Origin of the sequence: Nocardia sp. NPDC052566 (genome assembly GCF_044547285.1) — a bacterium.
GTDB lineage: Bacteria > Actinomycetota > Actinomycetes > Mycobacteriales > Mycobacteriaceae > Nocardia.
Map to the genome: position 1 here is coordinate 413,918 of NZ_JBIUAF010000003.1, position 14,608 is coordinate 428,525.

General features: G+C 67.3%; 15 protein-coding genes and 1 tRNA gene. 10 read left to right on the forward strand and 6 right to left on the reverse strand.

The genetic code is table 11. The features are described 5' to 3' along the window. Positions 1-6: 6 nt before the first annotated feature. From ACIG5A_RS16100 to ACIG5A_RS16125, 6 genes are read left to right on the forward strand one after another with little or no spacing between them, the layout of a single operon-like run. Entirely contained in the window at positions 7-1,068 is a 1,062-nt protein-coding gene (locus tag ACIG5A_RS16100) for an MCE family protein (RefSeq protein WP_397240981.1), read from the forward strand. Then, the gene (locus ACIG5A_RS16105) at positions 1,065-2,333 is read left to right on the forward strand and encodes an MCE family protein (protein WP_397240982.1); all 1,269 of its coding nucleotides are present in this window, start codon (positions 1,065-1,067) and stop codon (positions 2,331-2,333) included. The genes ACIG5A_RS16100 and ACIG5A_RS16105 overlap by 4 nt, the downstream gene beginning before the upstream one ends. After that, the gene (locus ACIG5A_RS16110) at positions 2,333-3,568 is read left to right on the forward strand and encodes an MCE family protein (protein WP_397240983.1); all 1,236 of its coding nucleotides are present in this window, start codon (positions 2,333-2,335) and stop codon (positions 3,566-3,568) included. The genes ACIG5A_RS16105 and ACIG5A_RS16110 overlap by 1 nt, the downstream gene beginning before the upstream one ends. Further along, positions 3,565-4,935, forward strand: coding sequence for an MCE family protein (locus tag ACIG5A_RS16115; protein ID WP_397240984.1), 1,371 nt, complete (start codon positions 3,565-3,567; stop codon positions 4,933-4,935). Before ACIG5A_RS16110 ends, ACIG5A_RS16115 begins: the two co-directional genes overlap by 4 nt. Continuing rightward, the gene (locus tag ACIG5A_RS16120) at positions 4,932-5,795 is read left to right on the forward strand and encodes a hypothetical protein (RefSeq protein ID WP_397240985.1); all 864 of its coding nucleotides are present in this window, start codon (positions 4,932-4,934) and stop codon (positions 5,793-5,795) included. Before ACIG5A_RS16115 ends, ACIG5A_RS16120 begins: the two co-directional genes overlap by 4 nt. Next, complete coding sequence (locus ACIG5A_RS16125) at positions 5,792-6,322, forward strand: h domain protein (protein WP_397240986.1); 531 nt, start codon at positions 5,792-5,794, stop codon at positions 6,320-6,322. Before ACIG5A_RS16120 ends, ACIG5A_RS16125 begins: the two co-directional genes overlap by 4 nt. A gap of 21 nt (positions 6,323-6,343) precedes the next feature. Here ACIG5A_RS16125 and ACIG5A_RS16130 read toward each other — a convergent pair whose 3' ends face one another. The 4 genes from ACIG5A_RS16130 to ACIG5A_RS16145 all read right to left on the reverse strand — a co-directional run bounded on the left by ACIG5A_RS16130 (position 6,344) and on the right by ACIG5A_RS16145 (position 10,992). Next, positions 6,344-7,753 (reverse strand): sensor histidine kinase, encoded by a 1,410-nt coding sequence (locus tag ACIG5A_RS16130; protein ID WP_397241806.1) that lies wholly within the window; start codon positions 7,751-7,753, stop codon positions 6,344-6,346. Between the two features lie 59 nt (positions 7,754-7,812). Next, on the reverse strand, positions 7,813-8,547 hold the full coding sequence (locus tag ACIG5A_RS16135) for a response regulator transcription factor (RefSeq protein WP_397240987.1): 735 nt from the start codon (positions 8,545-8,547) through the stop codon (positions 7,813-7,815). A 536-nt stretch (positions 8,548-9,083) separates the two neighbouring features. Continuing rightward, positions 9,084-10,652, reverse strand: coding sequence for a trehalose-6-phosphate synthase (locus ACIG5A_RS16140; RefSeq protein WP_397241808.1), 1,569 nt, complete (start codon positions 10,650-10,652; stop codon positions 9,084-9,086). 169 nt (positions 10,653-10,821) lie between these two features. Beyond that, positions 10,822-10,992 (reverse strand): hypothetical protein, encoded by a 171-nt coding sequence (locus tag ACIG5A_RS16145; protein ID WP_397240988.1) that lies wholly within the window; start codon positions 10,990-10,992, stop codon positions 10,822-10,824. 190 nt (positions 10,993-11,182) lie between these two features. Between ACIG5A_RS16145 and ACIG5A_RS16150 the strand changes: the two genes are divergently transcribed. The 3 genes from ACIG5A_RS16150 (at position 11,183) to ACIG5A_RS16160 (ending at position 12,574) form a co-directional block, all read left to right on the forward strand. Next, positions 11,183-12,016, forward strand: a complete 834-nt coding sequence (locus ACIG5A_RS16150; RefSeq protein ID WP_397240989.1) for an alpha/beta fold hydrolase — start codon at positions 11,183-11,185, stop codon at positions 12,014-12,016. A 131-nt stretch (positions 12,017-12,147) separates the two neighbouring features. Beyond that, complete coding sequence (locus ACIG5A_RS16155) at positions 12,148-12,390, forward strand: MbtH family protein (RefSeq protein ID WP_011207082.1); 243 nt, start codon at positions 12,148-12,150, stop codon at positions 12,388-12,390. 109 nt (positions 12,391-12,499) lie between these two features. Beyond that, positions 12,500-12,574: transfer RNA gene (locus tag ACIG5A_RS16160), tRNA-Thr, on the forward strand. Between the two features lie 48 nt (positions 12,575-12,622). Here the strand turns inward: ACIG5A_RS16160 and ACIG5A_RS16165 are convergent. Continuing rightward, positions 12,623-13,048: an HIT family protein gene (locus ACIG5A_RS16165; protein WP_397240990.1), complete on the reverse strand. Its 426-nt coding sequence runs from the start codon at positions 13,046-13,048 to the stop codon at positions 12,623-12,625. Positions 13,049-13,147: 99 nt separating this feature from the next. On the opposite strand from ACIG5A_RS16165, the gene ACIG5A_RS16170 reads away from it, so the two are divergent. After that, positions 13,148-14,215, forward strand: a complete 1,068-nt coding sequence (locus ACIG5A_RS16170) for an alpha/beta fold hydrolase (RefSeq protein ID WP_397240991.1) — start codon at positions 13,148-13,150, stop codon at positions 14,213-14,215. A 12-nt stretch (positions 14,216-14,227) separates the two neighbouring features. Here ACIG5A_RS16170 and ACIG5A_RS16175 read toward each other — a convergent pair whose 3' ends face one another. Beyond that, positions 14,228-14,605 carry a PH domain-containing protein gene (locus ACIG5A_RS16175; protein WP_397240992.1) on the reverse strand — a complete coding sequence of 126 codons (378 nt, stop codon included), beginning with the start codon at positions 14,603-14,605 and terminating at the stop codon, positions 14,228-14,230. Between the last annotated feature and the right edge of the window lie 3 nt (positions 14,606-14,608).

Below are 14,608 nucleotides of genomic sequence, written 5' to 3' on the forward strand. Positions count from 1 at the left end.
ACCACGATGAACGGGCAGCGCTCCAATCTCATCTCACTCGGCGTCGTCGGCATCGTGCTGGCCATCACCATCTCGCTGTCGGCACTGCAATTCGACCGGTTGCCCTTCATCGCCTCCGGCGCGACCTACACCGCGCACTTCGCCGATGCGGGCGGGCTGCTGCCCGGCGATCAGGTGCAGGTCGCGGGCGTGCGCACCGGGCGGGTGGAGGAGGTGAGTCTCGACGGCGCGAAGGTGCTCGTGCGATTCACCCTCGACGAGTCGATTCCGCTGGGGGACAAGTCCTCCGCCGCGATCAAGACCAACACGGTGCTCGGCCGCCGGTCGCTCGAGCTCACCCCGGCGGGCTCGGGCACGCTGCGCCGCGATCAGCCGATTCCGCTGGAACGCACCAGATCTCCGTACTCGCTGAACGAGGCGCTGAGCGATCTCACCAGTACGACATCCGGTCTGGACATGGAGCGGATCAATCAGACCCTCGACACGCTGTCGCAGACCTTCGCCGATACACCGGCGCCGCTGCGCTCGGCGCTCGACGGCGTGACGGCGCTCTCGCGCAGTATCAACAAGCGCGACGCGGCGCTGTCGGATCTGCTGAAGCGGGCACAGAGCGTCACGAAGATACTCGCCGACCGTGGTTCGCAGATCAATGCGCTACTGCTGGACGGTAATTCGCTGCTGGACGAGTTGAATCAGCGACGCACCGCGCTCTCCCAGCTCATCGTCGCGATCAACGGTGTGGCCAAACAGCTGACCGGATTGGTCAAGGACAACGAGGCGCAGCTGAAACCGGCGCTGGACAAACTGAATTCGGTACTCGATCTGCTGCAGCGCAACCGGGACAACATCACCGGCGCGCTCGACGGTCTCGGTCCGTTCGCCGCCGCGCTCGGCGAGCAGGTCGGCAGCGGACCGTACTTCAACTCCTACATGATCAACGGTTCTTCGGCCGCGCTGCAGATTCTGGTCGACGCGCTCGCCTGGCCCGCGCATGTGCCGGAAGACCTGCGCCGCTACATCGATCCGCCGCCGACGATCGGACCGGGATCACAGGAGCCGCCACGATGAATCTGTTCCGCAAGTTACCGCGCTGGGCCGTGATCGCGGCCGGCGTGCTCGTCGTCGCGCTCATCGCGGCCGCGGCATACGGTCCGGTTTCGAACATCGGCAAGACCAAGATCGTCGCGTACTTCCAGTCCACCACCGGCCTTTACGTCGGTGACGATGTACGGGTGCTCGGTGTGAAGGTCGGCCGGATCACCGAGGTCGAACCGGGGCGGGACAAGGTGCGTGTCGAGATGATCGTCGACCGCGGCATCGACCTGCCCGCCGACGCGCGCGCCGTGATCGTGTCGCCTTCGCTGGTTTCCGCGAGGTTCATCCAGGTCGCGCCCGCCTACACGGGCGGACCGAGGCTGGCCGACGGTGCGCAGATCGGGTTGGAGCGCACGGCGATTCCCGTCGAATGGGATGACATCAAGGCCGAATTGACCAGGCTGGCAAAGACACTCGGCCCGGTCGGGCAGAACGAGCAGGGTTCGTTCGGCAACTTCGTCAATACCGCCGCGGCCAACTTCGACGGCAACGGCGAGAAATTCCGCGACACCATCCGCGAGCTGTCGGCCACGCTGAATACGCTCTCGGACGGGCGAACCGACCTGTTCGGCACCATCCGCAACCTGCAGAAGTTCGTCGACGTGCTGTCGAGCAGCAACGAGCAGATCGTGCAGTTCGGCGGCAGGCTCGCCTCGGTGTCCTCGGTGCTCGCCGGTGTGTCCACCGAACTCGGTGCGGGACTGGACAATCTGGATTCCGCGATCGTCGATGTGAAGCGTTTCCTCGATGGCAACGGCGGCGAGCTCACCGAGGGCGTGCAGCGGCTGGCCGAGGTGACCCAGATCCTGGTCGACAAGCGGCCGCAGCTGGAACAGGCGCTGCATTCCGGCCCGACGGCGCTGCAGAACTTCTACCAGATCTACCAGCCGTCCACCGGCAGCCTCACCGGTGTGCTGGTCGGCCAGAACTTCGCCGACGCGTTCAGCTTCCTCTGCGGTTCGGTGGAGGCGCAGCAGACCAACGACTCCGACGTGAGCGCGAGCCTGTGTGCACAGCAGCTCGCACCGATCATCAACTCGCTGATGATGAATTACCCACCGCTGCTGGCGAATCCGACCGGCAGCGTGCGCGCCTTCCCGCATCAGCTCGAGTTCTCCACACCGGAGCTCGCGCAGCGCGCGGCGGCACAGGCCGGTCCGCCGCCCGCGCCGGTCACGGTGCCGGAGGGCCTGGCGGGGCTGGCCATTCCGGGCCTGATTCCAGGAGGTGGACGGTGATGCGCACGCGCATCGGCGCGATGGCCATCGGCGTGGCCGTCGCGCTCGGGCTGACCGGCTGTCAGTGGGACGGCCTGAATTCGATCGAGATGCCGGGCGCCGAGGGCACCGGCCCTGGCTCGTGGCAGGTCCGCATCCAGATGCCGAATGTCACCACGCTGACCCGTAATTCGCCGGTGCGCGTGCACGACGTCACGGTGGGTACGGTCTCGAAGATCCAGGTCGAGGGCTGGCACGCGCTGGTCACCGTCTCGCTGAATCCGGGCGTCGAACTGCCCGCCAACGCGGTGGCAGCGATCGGCCAGACCAGCCTGCTCGGCAGCAACCATCTGGAGCTGGCTCCGCCGTCGGGCACTCCGGCGCAGGGGCGGTTGCGCGACGGGGATCTGATCCCGCTGGAGCGCGCGGGCGCCTACCCCACCACGGAGCAGGTGCTGTCCTCGCTGTCGATGGTGGTCTCCGGCGGCGGCGTCGCACAGCTGGAAACCATTACCCGGGAACTGAATACGGCACTGAGCGGGCGCACGGACGCGATCCGCGATCTGCTGCCGCAGCTGAATCAGCTCACCACGACGCTGGACAAGCAGACCGGCGACATCATCGACGCGGTCGGCGGCCTGGATCGGTTCGCCGGTGTGCTCGCGCAGCAGAAGGATCGGGTGGCCGCGGCGATCGAGGAGATCCACCCGGCGCTCACGGTGCTCGCGAACAAGCGCACCGACGTGACGAATACGATTGTGGCTCTCGGTGATCTCAGCGATGTCGTGCAGCGGATCATCGACAACTCGGGCGCGGATCTGAAAGCGAACCTGCGCAACCTGTGGCCGGTGCTACAGCAGCTGGCCGACAGCGGCAACAACCTCACCGAGGTGCTCAAGGTGCTGCTCACCTTCCCGTTCCCGCTGAAGAACATCGATCACGCGATCAAGGGTGACTACCTGAATCTGTTCATCACCGTGGATCTGCGTGGCTCCCGGCTTGATTCGAACTTCCTCACCGGAACTCCGCTCGGCGGCAGCCTCGGTGGCGTGCAGCGCACCATGGGCGGGCCGGTACCGCCCACGGCGGCGCAGGCGACGGATCCGGCGACCGCGCCGTTCGCGCCGCCGCAGGTCCAGCCGACGCCGACCATCCCCGGCCTGCCGCCCATTCCGGGCCTGCCCGCCATTCCCGGGCTGACCGTCCCGCTGCCCGGCGCCCCGAATCCCGCTCCGGAAGGAGGGCAAGGACGATGACGCTGAGCAAGTTCGTCAAGACGCAGCTGGTCATCTTCTCGGTGATGACGGTGATCGGCCTGGTCGTGATGGGCGGAACGTATGTGCACCTGCCCGCCATGTTCGGCATCGGGCGCTACGGTGTCACCGTCGAGCTCGCCGCGACCGGCGGGCTGTATCCCACCGCCAATGTCGCCTACCGTGGCACGAATGTCGGTGTGGTGAAGGATGTCCGGCTGACCTCGCGCGGTGTCGAGGCCGAGCTGTCGATCAACAGCGACTACAAGATCCCCTCGGAGGTCGTCGCCTGGGTGAAGAGCGTGTCGGCGGTCGGCGAGCAGTACGTCGATCTGGTGCCCGCCGCGCACCCGGGCCGGGCGAATCTGGCCGACGGCTCGGTAATCCCGGTGAAAGACACCAAGCTGCCCCAGGATGTCGGCGCCATGCTCGATCAGGTCAACCGCCTGCTCGACAGCGTCGCGGACACCAAGCTGCGGCAGGTGATCGACGAGGCGTTCAAGGCGTTCAAGGGCGCGGGACCCGACCTGCAGAAGTTCCTCGACTCCGCGGCGCTGCTGGTGCAGGAGGCGCAGAGCGCCACCGAGCCGACCAAGGACCTGCTCGACAAGATCGGTCCGCTGCTCGACACGCAGAACCGCTCCGACGCCGCCATCCGCTCGTGGACCGCCGATCTCGCGACGGTCACCGATCAACTGCGCGAACATGATCCGGCCTTGCGCAACGTCCTCACCAGGGGACCCGCCACGCTGGACCGGGTATCGCGGCAGTTCCAGGACATGAAACCCACACTGCCGCTGCTGCTGAACAATCTGGTCAGCGTCGGGCAGGTCACCAATATCTATCACGCGGGCATCGAGCAGATCCTCGTGGTGTATCCGCCGCTGATCTCGGCACTGCTGACCTCGCTCCGCGGCCCGACGGAGTACGGCGCGATGGTCGACTTCAACCTCGGCCTCAACGATCCGCCGGGCTGCACCACCGGGTTCCTCCGGCCGGATCAGCGGCGCTCGCCCGCGGCGCTCGACACACCGGCGACACCGCCGGGCCTGTTCTGCCGGGTGGCGTCGAACGCGCCGGAAGTGGTGCGCGGCATCAGGAATACGCCGTGCATGGAGGTGCCGGGCAAGCGGGCGCCGACACCGGAGCTGTGCCGTGAGCCGGAGGGCTACGTGCCGCTCGGCACCAATCCGCCGTTCGGTCCGCCGCAGCCGGTGCCCGCCGCGGCCGCGCCCGCGTCCTACGATCCGGGGACCGGTCAGTTCGTCGGCCCCGGCGGTCGCACGTATCGTCAGGGAGGCGTCGCCCCCGGCGGATCCGCGGTTATTCCGGCCAGTTGGCAGGCGATGGTTGAGGAGCTGCAGCGATGATTGGGAGTACGGCCGTGACCGAACGCACCAGGCGCAAAGCGGTACGCACCGCCGGACCGCCGCTTCACGATGGCGAAGAGCGGGCAGCAGAACAGGATTCGAGCGCGGCCGGGAAGCGGGCCGTGAACGGAGGCGCGGCGGCAGGCCAGGAAACGGTCGAGCTCGATGCCGCACCGGCGAAGGCCGTCGACATGCTGGTCAAGGCCGACAAGCCGGTCGAGGCCGTCAGCAAGCCGGTGGCGGCCGTCAGCGATTCGGTGAAGGTCGACGCGCCGACGGTGATGATCGGTAAGGCATCGGACGAGGAGAAGGCGGCCGATGCTCCGGCTCAGGCCGATGCTCCGGCCGGGGCCGATGATGCGAAGCTCGCCGGTCGGCGCTGGCAGCGGATCGCCGTCGCGGTGGCCGCGGCGATCGTCGTACTCGGCGCGGTGATCGGGGCAGGCGCCTCGGTGTACCTCGTGCACACCGCCGACAATCGCGCCGCGCTGCGCGAGGACTACCTCCAGTTCGGGCGGCAGGCGGCGATCAATATGACGACGATCCGCGCCGACAGCGTGCAGCAGGACGTGGACCGCGTGTACGCCATGTCCTCGGGCAGCTTCAAGACCGAATTCGACCAGATGATGAAGGATTTCATCGGGTTCGTGCAGGAGGCGAAGGTCAAGTCGAGCGGCGAGGCCACCGAGGCCGCGCTGGAGTCCTTCGACGATCGCTCGGCCAGGGTGCTGGTCGCCAACAGGATGACCGTCTCGAACGCCGGCCTCGATCAGCCGCAGCAGCGGGTGTTCCGCATGCGGCTCACCGTCACTCGCGACGGCGACACGATGAAGCTGTCGGGAATGGAGTTCGTGTCGTGAACCAGGACTCCGGTCGGACAGGGAAATTGAGCGCGCTGCGCGGACTTCCGTTGCGCACCGTCGTTTTCGGGATCGCCGCCGTGCTGGTCGCGCTGGCGATCTCGGTCGGTTCGGTGGAGGGCTACCGCTACTGGCAGATCCGGCGCGACGAGCAGGCGCGCACCGAGGTCACCCAGGTCGCGGCCCGCGCGGTCGAGGCCATGTTCACCTACAACTATCAGAATGTGGACGCCTCGATCGATGCCGCGGCAAAGAACCTGCGCGGCAGCGTCTATGACGAATACACCCAGGTGAGCAAGCAGCTGATCATTCCAGGCACCAAGGAGAAGCAGCTCACCGTCGTCTCGACGGTGCAGGCCTCCGGCGTGGTGTCGGCGAGCGCGTCGCACGCGGTGGTGCTGCTGTTCCTCAACCAGGAGGCGACGCCGAAGGACGCGCCGAAGGGCACGATGACCGCGAGCAGGCTGCGGGTCTCGATGGACAAGGACGGCGGGCACTGGGTGCTCTCCGAGGTCAAACCCGTCTGAGGCGGCCGATCCGGTTGTGCGTCAGCGCTTTCCGCGCGGCAATCGCACGGTGAAGGTGGTGCCGCGGCCCGGCGTGCTGTCCACCTCGACCTCGCCGCCGTGCGCGGTGACGAGCGCCTGCACGATGGAGAGGCCGAGCCCGGAGCCGCCGCTGGCGCGGGTGCGCGAGGTGTCGGTGCGGTAGAAGCGCTCGAACACGCGCTCGGCTTCCTCAGGCGGCAGGCCGGGACCGGTATCGGCGACCTCGAGCAGTACCTCGTCGAAGTCCGGTGTCAGCCGGACCGTCACCGCGGTGTCCTGCGGCGTGTGGATGAGCGCGTTGTTCAACAGGTTGGCCAGTACCTGGCGCAGCCGCGCCTCATCGCCGACCACCTCCAAAGTGCCCTCGCCGGAACGGATTTCCAGTTCGATCGCGCGCTGCGGGCCCGAGGAGTTGCCCGCGGCGACCACGGCGCGCGCATCGTGCACGGCGTCGCTGGCGACGGCGAGGAGATCGACCTGGTGCTGTGCCAGCGGGCGCTGCGCGTCGAGGCGCGCCAGCATCAGCAGATCCTCGACGAGCAGGCCCATGCGCTCGGCCTCGTGCTCGATGCGTTCCATGAACAGCGCGGGATCGGTCGTCGCGCCTTGGCGATACAGCTCGGCGAAGCCGCGGATCGTGGTCAGCGGGGTGCGCAGTTCGTGGCTGGCATCGGCGACGAAGCGGCGCATCTTCGCCTCCGAGCGCACCGCCGCCGCCTCCGATGCCTCGGTGGCCGCGAAGGCGCGCTGGATCTGCGCGAGCATGCCGTTCAGTGAGCGGGACAGCCGGTCGATCTCGGTGTTGTTGCCACGCACCGGAACTCGCCGGTGCAGATCGCCGCGGGCGATCGCGGCGGCGATATTCTCCACCCGCAGCAGCGGACGCAGGCTGCGGCGGATCACGAAGTACGCCGCGACGGCAAGGGCGGCCAGCACGATCGCGCCGATCAGCAACTGCTGCATGATCATCCGCTCGATGATCGCGGTGTTCTCGTCGAGGCGCAGCGCGACGATGCTGCTGCCGTCCTTGTTGACGGTGGACAGCACCCGCCACTTCACCGATGCGTCGTCGACCGAGCCGACCGTGAACGGCACGCGTCCCGGATCATCCGGCAACTGCGGTGTGCTGGTGCGATCGGCATCGAGCTGCAGGGACAGCGTGCCCTCCGCATTGCGAACCCTGGCGTAGAAGCGGTCCGGCGGCCGCTCGATCCCGGAGCGCCCCGGCAACCGATCCGGCGGCCGTACCATGCCGGGCCGCGCCCAGGTGTGTGCCGCGTCGAACAGTTGACGGTCGATTCGCTCGGTGAGCACCTTGTTCAGCGCCGTGGTCACGGCGATGCCGGAGGCGAGCAGGCCGAGCATGGCCAGCACGACCAGCGCGAGTACCAGCGTGACACGCAACGGGATCGCCCTGAGCCTGCCGGTGACGCGACGGCGGGCCGAGCCGATTCGCGTGGTGGCCGGGCTCACTGCCGGGCCGACCGGCCGTGATTCGGTGCGCGCATCACATATCCGACGCCGCGCAGCGTGTGGATCAGCCGCTGCTCGCCGGTGTCGACCTTCTTGCGCAGATACGACACGTAGGTCTCCACCACGCCGACCTCGCCGCCGAAGTCGTAGCGCCACACGTGATCCAGGATGCGTGGCTTGCTCAGCACGGTGCCCGCGTTGACCATGAAATAGCGCAGCAGCGTGAATTCGGTGGGGGACAACGCGATCGGCTCGCCCGCCTTCCATACCTCGTGCGTATCGTCGTCGAGTTCGATGTCCTCGAACCGGATTCGCGGATTCTCCTTGGCCGGCGCGGTATGACCCGCGCGGCGCAGTACCACGCGCAGCCTGGCCACCACCTCCTCCAGGCTGAAGGGCTTGGTGATGTAGTCGTCCGCGCCGAGGGTGAGTCCGGCGACCTTGTCCTGCACCTCGTCGCGCGCGGTGAGGAACAGCACAGGTGCGTCGATGCCGTCGGCGCGCAGCCTGCGCAGCAGGCCGAAGCCGTCCATGCCCGGCATCATCACGTCCACGATCAGCGCCTGCGGCCGGAACACCCGCGCGCGATCCAGCGCCTGCGCGCCGTCGGCCGCCGATTCCACCTCGAAGCCCTGGTAGCGCAGGCTGACCGCGAGCAACTCGACAATCATCGGCTCATCGTCGACCACCAGCACCCGAGCCTCGGATGTCTGCTCAGACGCACCACTCATCGACTCATCGTCCGCTATGAGCCTGCGAGTTCGCTGGACCTTCCCTGGGAGAATGCTGTGTCTGATTTGCAGCGCCTGCGGCGCTGCGTGTTGGCGGCCCCCTGTGTCTCGCATCCGAGCGGCCGAGACTCGCGCCTTCGGCGCATGCGCTTCGGCCGCTCGGATGCGAGACGGGCCGCCAACGGTCGTTCGTAAGACTCGCTCCGGACGGGGGGTGCGCGGTGCTTCGAGGTTCCCGCTGCGGCGGGTGGTTGCGGTTCTTTATGTCTCGCCATCAACGGTCGTTCGTAGGACTCGCTCTGGACGGGGGTGCGCGGTGCTTCGAGGGTTCCCGCTGCGGCGGGTGGTTGCGGTTCTTTATGTCTCGCCGCCAACGGTCGTTCGTAGGACTCGCTCTGGACGGGGGTGCGCGGTGCTTCGAGGGTTCCCGCTGCGGCGGGTGGTTGCGGTTCTTTATGCCTTGCCGCCAACGGTCGCTCGTAGACTCGCTCCGGACGGGTACGTGGTGCTTAGTTGGTTGCGGCTGCGGCGGGTCGTCAGCGGGTGGGTTGGCGGGATTCCGGGTAGACGTCGTCGTCGGTGAGCAGGGCGCTGCCCGCGACCTGGCCCTGGGCCAGTGCGTCGAGGAAGGCGCGGGCCCAGCGGTCGACATCGTGGGCGAGCACCTGGCGGCGCAGCGAGCGCATGCGGCGGCGCTTGGTGTCGCGGTCGTCCTCCACCGCGGAGACGATGGCGTCCTTCACGCTGTCCAGGTCGTGCGGGTTGCACAGGTAGGCCTGGCGCAATTCGGCCGCGGCGCCGGTGAATTCGCTCAGCACCAGCGCGCCGTTGAGGCCGCTGTGGCAGGCGACATACTCCTTGGCAACCAGATTCATGCCGTCGCGCAGCGGGGTAACCAACATCACGTCGGCCGCGACGAAGAACGCGATCAGCTCGTCGCGGGGGATCGGCCGGTGCAGGTAGTGCACCACCGGATAGCCGACCCTGGCGAACTCGCCGTTGATCCGGCCGACCTGGCGCTCGATATCGCCGCGCATCTGGATATAGCTCTCGACGCGCTCGCGGCTCGGGGTGGCGAGCTGGACCATGACGGTCTCGGACGGATCGATCCGGCCGTCGAGCAGCAGCTCCTCGAGTGCGTTGAGCCGGATATCGATGCCCTTGGTGTAGTCGAGGCGGTCGACGCCGAGCAGGATGTTCTTCGGATTGCCGAGTTCCGCGCGGATCTTCGCGGCACGCTCGCGTACCGATCTGCGCCGCGAATGCTCATCGAGTTCGGCGGAGGCGATGGAGATCGGGAACGCACCGACCCGGACGGTGCGGAAACCCACCTGCACCACACCGAGTTTGGAGCGCACGCCGACGGTGCCGCGCGAGGTCGGCTGACCGGCCAGCCTGCGGGCCAGATACAGGAAGTTCTGTGCGCCGCCGGGCAGATGGAAGCCGATCAGGTCGGCGCCGAGCAGGCCCTCCACGATCTCGGTGCGCCACGGCATCTGCATGAACAGCTCGACCGGCGGGAACGGGATGTGCAGGAAGAAGCCGATGGTCAGGTCGGGGCGCAGCATCCGCAGCATCTTCGGTACCAGCTGCAGCTGGTAGTCCTGCACCCACACCGTCGCGCCCTCGGCGGCCACCTTCGCGGCCGCCTCGGCGAAGCGCCGGTTCACCGTCACATAGGCCGACCACCAGTTCCGGTCGTAGACCGGGCGCACGATGACATCGTGATAGAGCGGCCACAGCGTGCCGTTGGAGAAGCCCTCGTAGTAGTCCGAAACCTCCTGCGCCGTGAGCGGCACCGGATGCAGTTCGAGACCGTCCTCGATGATCGGGTCGATGTCGACGTCGGGGACGCCCGCCCAGCCGACCCATGCCCCCTTGTTGTTCCGCAACACCGGCTCGAGCGCCGTCACCAGGCCACCCGGGCTGCGCTTCCAGCGACTCGTACCGTCGGGCAACCGCTCCAGATCGACCGGAAGACGGTTGGCCACCACGACGAAACCCGAACCTGCACCGTCGGATTCGGTGGGGCGGGGGCGATGGTCTGTGGTGGGGTCCTGGTCGGACCGTGCGTGTTCGGATTCGTCGGACGGCTGGTCGGTCATGTGGTCCACTCACGCATCCCTGTCTGATTTGCGGCGTTCGCGGGGCCCTGCGTCGCTACGCAAGCTGCCGCCTCCGGGCCCGTCGCGCTCGCCGCGATGGACGTCGCTTGGTTCCGTGTGCAGTTGTCGGATTTGCCGACGGCGCCGTTGCCTTCGACCGAGGGGTGGGTTATTCGACCCGTGCGCTGGGGCCGATGCCTAGCATCGACAGCAGCATCCGGCACTCGTCGGCGTCCTCGGCATAGGCCGCGACGACGCGCTGCGCCTGCCGGGCGGTCTCGTCGGCAAGTGGTTCCAGGTCGTCGTCCGCGATGTCGTTCGCGCTGCTCTTCGCGGCCATCTCTTGTCCTCCCGGTTCAATACGCTCGTGCGTGCGAATAGTCAATGGTATATGGCGTCGGCAGGCACGCGCCGCCCCCGCATCTCACTGCACCCGCGGCCGCTGCGCAACTCGGGCCGTCCCTATACCGTGGGGACCGCGGGACCGCGCCGGGAGCGCCGCACATCGAAGACGGGAAGGGTGTCGAAGCATGCCGTTGGCCACGGTGAATGGAATCTCGCTCAACTACCAGGTCAAGGGTGACCGGGCCAAGGGCACCGAGGTGAAGGGCGGCGGTCCGCTCGTCGTCATGATCATGGGGACCGGCAGCCCGGGCCGGGTCTGGGAGTTGCACCAGGTTCCCGCGCTGGTCGCCGCCGGTTATCGGGTGTGCACCTTCGACAACCGCGGCATCGCGCCGTCCTTCGAGGCGGCCGACGGCATGACCATCGATCAGCTCGCCGCCGACACCGCAGCGCTGATCGAGTTCCTCGACGAAGGGCCAGCGCTGGTCGTCGGCACATCGATGGGCGCACGGGTCGCCCAGGAACTGTCGCTGGCCAGGCCCGAGCTGGTGCGCAAGGCCGTGTTCATGGCCGGGCACGCGCGGCTCGACCAGTTCCAGCAGGTGCTCTCGCTCGGCGAGCACGAACTCGACGCCAGCGGGATCAAGCTGCCCGCGAAGTACGAGGCGGCGGTCACCGCGGCGATGAACCTGTCGCCCGCGACGCTGGCCAACCCGAACGCGGCCCGCGACTGGCTCGACCTGTTCGAATTCACCGGCGGCGCGGTGTCGCCCGGCGTCCGCGCTCAGCGCAAGATGGATCACGGTTTCGACCGCACCCAGGCCTACCGCGGCATCACCGTGCCGTGCCTGGCGATGGGGTTCGCCGACGACCGGATGATCCCGCCGTACCTGTCCAGGGAGGTTGCCGAAGTCATTCCCGGCGCCCGCTACCAGGAAGTTCCCGATGCCGGGCACTACGGCTACCTGGAGCGGCCCGAGGCGGTCAACAAGATCCTGCTCGATTTCTTCGCCGCCTGAGGTAACCGCACAGTCGTAACGCTTACCTTGCTAGGGTCGAATAACGCTCGGGGGCTCTTCCGACGCTCGCGGCGTCGGATCGGGCCCAGAGCCGATCCCATGACCTAGCGCCAGTATCCAGTGAGGTGAAATTGAGCACCAACCCCTTCGATGACGAAGACGGCCGCTTCTTCGTTCTGGTCAACGACGAGGAGCAGCATTCCCTGTGGCCTGCCTTCGCGGAGGTCCCGGCCGGATGGCGCGTCGTGTTCGGCGAGGACAGCCGGGCCGCATGCGTCGAGTACGTGGAGAAGAACTGGACCGATATGCGTCCGAAGAGCCTGCGTGACGCGATGGCTGCCGACGATGCGGCCCGCCAGGGCGCCCAGTCCTGATTCGCGGTATCCGATACTGCGCCGGGACACCATGATCGACCGCCGCCGTGTGACACCGAAACCCGGTGTCACGCGGCGGGCGTGTCCGGTTATGATTGCCCCGCTCCACGCCTCCTTAGCTCAGTGGTAGAGCACCGCTCTTGTAAAGCGAAGGTCGTCAGTTCAATCCTGACAGGGGGCTCCAACGAAGAAGCCCTGTTCCTCATCCGAGGAACAGGGCTTCTTTGCGTTGTTACTCGGGGACGTTGGCGGTGTGGCCGAGGTCGCGGAGGGCCTTCTTGATCTTGGCTTGGGCTTCGTCGAGGGATTCGGGGGTGGGGGCGGTGTCGGCGCCGGAGATGTCGAAATCGCCCATGGTGTAGGCGGGGAAGACGTGGACATGCAGGTGGGGGACCTCTAGGCCGGCGATCAGCAGGCCGGCGCGCGGGGCGTCGAAGGCGGTGCGCACAGCCTGGCCGATGTGCTGGGCGACGCTGTTGAGGCGGGCGAAGAGGCCGGGGTCGACGTCCTGCCACTGGTCGATCTCTTTGCGTGGGACCACGAGGGTATGTCCCGGCGTGACCGGGGCGATGGTCAGGAACGCGACGAATTCGTCGTCCTCCCAAACGAATCGGCCAGGGAGCTGGCCGGCGATGATCGCGCTGAAGACGGAAGCCATGTTTCGCAGGCTAGTCGATGTGCGCGGGTTGACCACGGGTCGAAACTGTGTCTAATATACACATATCAGTTTCCAGTGGACACAGTTTAGGAAGACGACATGCTCACCATCGCTCTCGCCGCCACCGCCGCGGTTTCCGCCGCCCCCACAGGTCTGCTCGGTCACCGCGCGCTGCGCCGTCGCGACGCCGCGCGGGAACTGCGGATCGATACCCCCCATGGGATCGCCGAAGCGGGATTCGTCCGGATCGGCGGCATCGATCAGTGGATCGAGATCCGCGGCGAGGACCGGAACAACCCGGTGCTGCTCGAACTGCACGGCGGTCCCGGTGCGTCGAATACGTTCTTCGCCAACCGGACTCGGGCCTGGGAGCGGTACTTCACCGTGGTCCGGTGGGATATGCGCGGCGCGGGAAAGACTTTCGGCCGCGGCGAGCAGGGCGAGCTGACATTCGATCGGGTGCTCGCCGATGCCGTCGAGGTCACCGACCACGTGCGGCACACGCTGCGCACGGAAAAGGTGGTGCTGCTCGCGAATTCGTTCGGTTCGGTGCTCGGGCTCGAACTGGCGCGCGCCTACCCGGAGCGCTACTCCGCGTATGTCGGCACCGACCAGAACATCACCGGCCCGCTCGACGAGCACAAGTTCGCGGCGACGGTGCGCCGCCTGCGCGACAGTGGAAAGCCTAAGGACGCAGACCGTTTGGCGGCGATCGGCACCGACGTCACCCAGTGGAGCCCTGCGGACTGGGGGCTGCACGCGAAGCTGACCGCGCAGTCCGATCCCATGCTGCGCGAGATCCTGATGAAGCTCGTGCTGAAGTCCATGTGGTTCTCGCCGCAGCACCGGTTGCGCGATCTGAAGGCGGCGGGCGCGGGGATGAAGTTCTCGGAGACGCTCGGGCTGGAGTCGGCGCGCTTCGACGCCGAGCGCGACGGCACTCGATTCGAGATCCCGTTCTTCCTCTTCCAAGGTGAGCACGACAGCCTGACGCCGGTCGATCGCGCGCGCCGCTTCTTCGATCGGGTGCAGGCGCCGCACAAGGAGTTCGCGCTGATCACCGACGCCAACCACTTCGCGGCGTTCTGGCAGCCCGAGCAGTTCCTCGAACTGCTGCGCACCCGCGTCCTGCCGGTGATCGGCGGTCGAATCCCGGCCCCGGCGTAGGGCTTTCGCGGTTCAGATGGAGACGAAATGCGACAGGATGCCCTGCACCTCGTAGATATCGACCTGCCGGTTGAACCGCTTCTGCACCGGATCGTGCGAGCCGGAGATCCAGATCGCCAGCTCCGCGTCCAGGTCGAAGGTGCCCGCCGTCTCCACCGAGAAGTGCGTGATCGACCGGTACGGAATGCTGTGATAGCTCACCTTGCGTCCGGTCATGCCCTGCTTATCGATGAGGATCAGCCGCCGGTTGGTGAACAGGATGGCGTCGCGGACCAGCAGATAGGCGGCGTACACCTGCTCTTCCTGCCCGAGGAGCCGCTGATACTCCTCCTGTGCCTTACCGGAATCGATCCGTCCGGCATTGCCCATCAGTCCGTCGATCAGACCCATCGT

Excerpts from the sequence above, each read along its gene's own strand:
- ACIG5A_RS16100 (WP_397240981.1), top strand. The coding sequence starts at position 7 with ATGAACGGGCAGCGCTCCAATCTCATCTCACTCGGCGTCGTCGGCATC.
- ACIG5A_RS16105 (WP_397240982.1), top strand. The coding sequence starts at position 1,065 with ATGAATCTGTTCCGCAAGTTACCGCGCTGGGCCGTGATCGCGGCCGGC.
- ACIG5A_RS16110 (WP_397240983.1), top strand. The coding sequence starts at position 2,333 with ATGCGCACGCGCATCGGCGCGATGGCCATCGGCGTGGCCGTCGCGCTC.
- ACIG5A_RS16115 (WP_397240984.1), top strand. The coding sequence starts at position 3,565 with ATGACGCTGAGCAAGTTCGTCAAGACGCAGCTGGTCATCTTCTCGGTG.
- ACIG5A_RS16120 (WP_397240985.1), top strand. The coding sequence starts at position 4,932 with ATGATTGGGAGTACGGCCGTGACCGAACGCACCAGGCGCAAAGCGGTA.
- ACIG5A_RS16135 (WP_397240987.1), bottom strand. The coding sequence starts at position 8,547 with ATGAGTGGTGCGTCTGAGCAGACATCCGAGGCTCGGGTGCTGGTGGTC.
- ACIG5A_RS16140 (WP_397241808.1), bottom strand. The coding sequence starts at position 10,652 with ATGACCGACCAGCCGTCCGACGAATCCGAACACGCACGGTCCGACCAG.
- ACIG5A_RS16145 (WP_397240988.1), bottom strand. The coding sequence starts at position 10,992 with ATGGCCGCGAAGAGCAGCGCGAACGACATCGCGGACGACGACCTGGAA.
- ACIG5A_RS16150 (WP_397240989.1), top strand. The coding sequence starts at position 11,183 with ATGCCGTTGGCCACGGTGAATGGAATCTCGCTCAACTACCAGGTCAAG.
- ACIG5A_RS16165 (WP_397240990.1), bottom strand. The coding sequence starts at position 13,048 with ATGGCTTCCGTCTTCAGCGCGATCATCGCCGGCCAGCTCCCTGGCCGA.
- ACIG5A_RS16170 (WP_397240991.1), top strand. The coding sequence starts at position 13,148 with ATGCTCACCATCGCTCTCGCCGCCACCGCCGCGGTTTCCGCCGCCCCC.
- ACIG5A_RS16175 (WP_397240992.1), bottom strand. The coding sequence starts at position 14,605 with ATGGGTCTGATCGACGGACTGATGGGCAATGCCGGACGGATCGATTCC.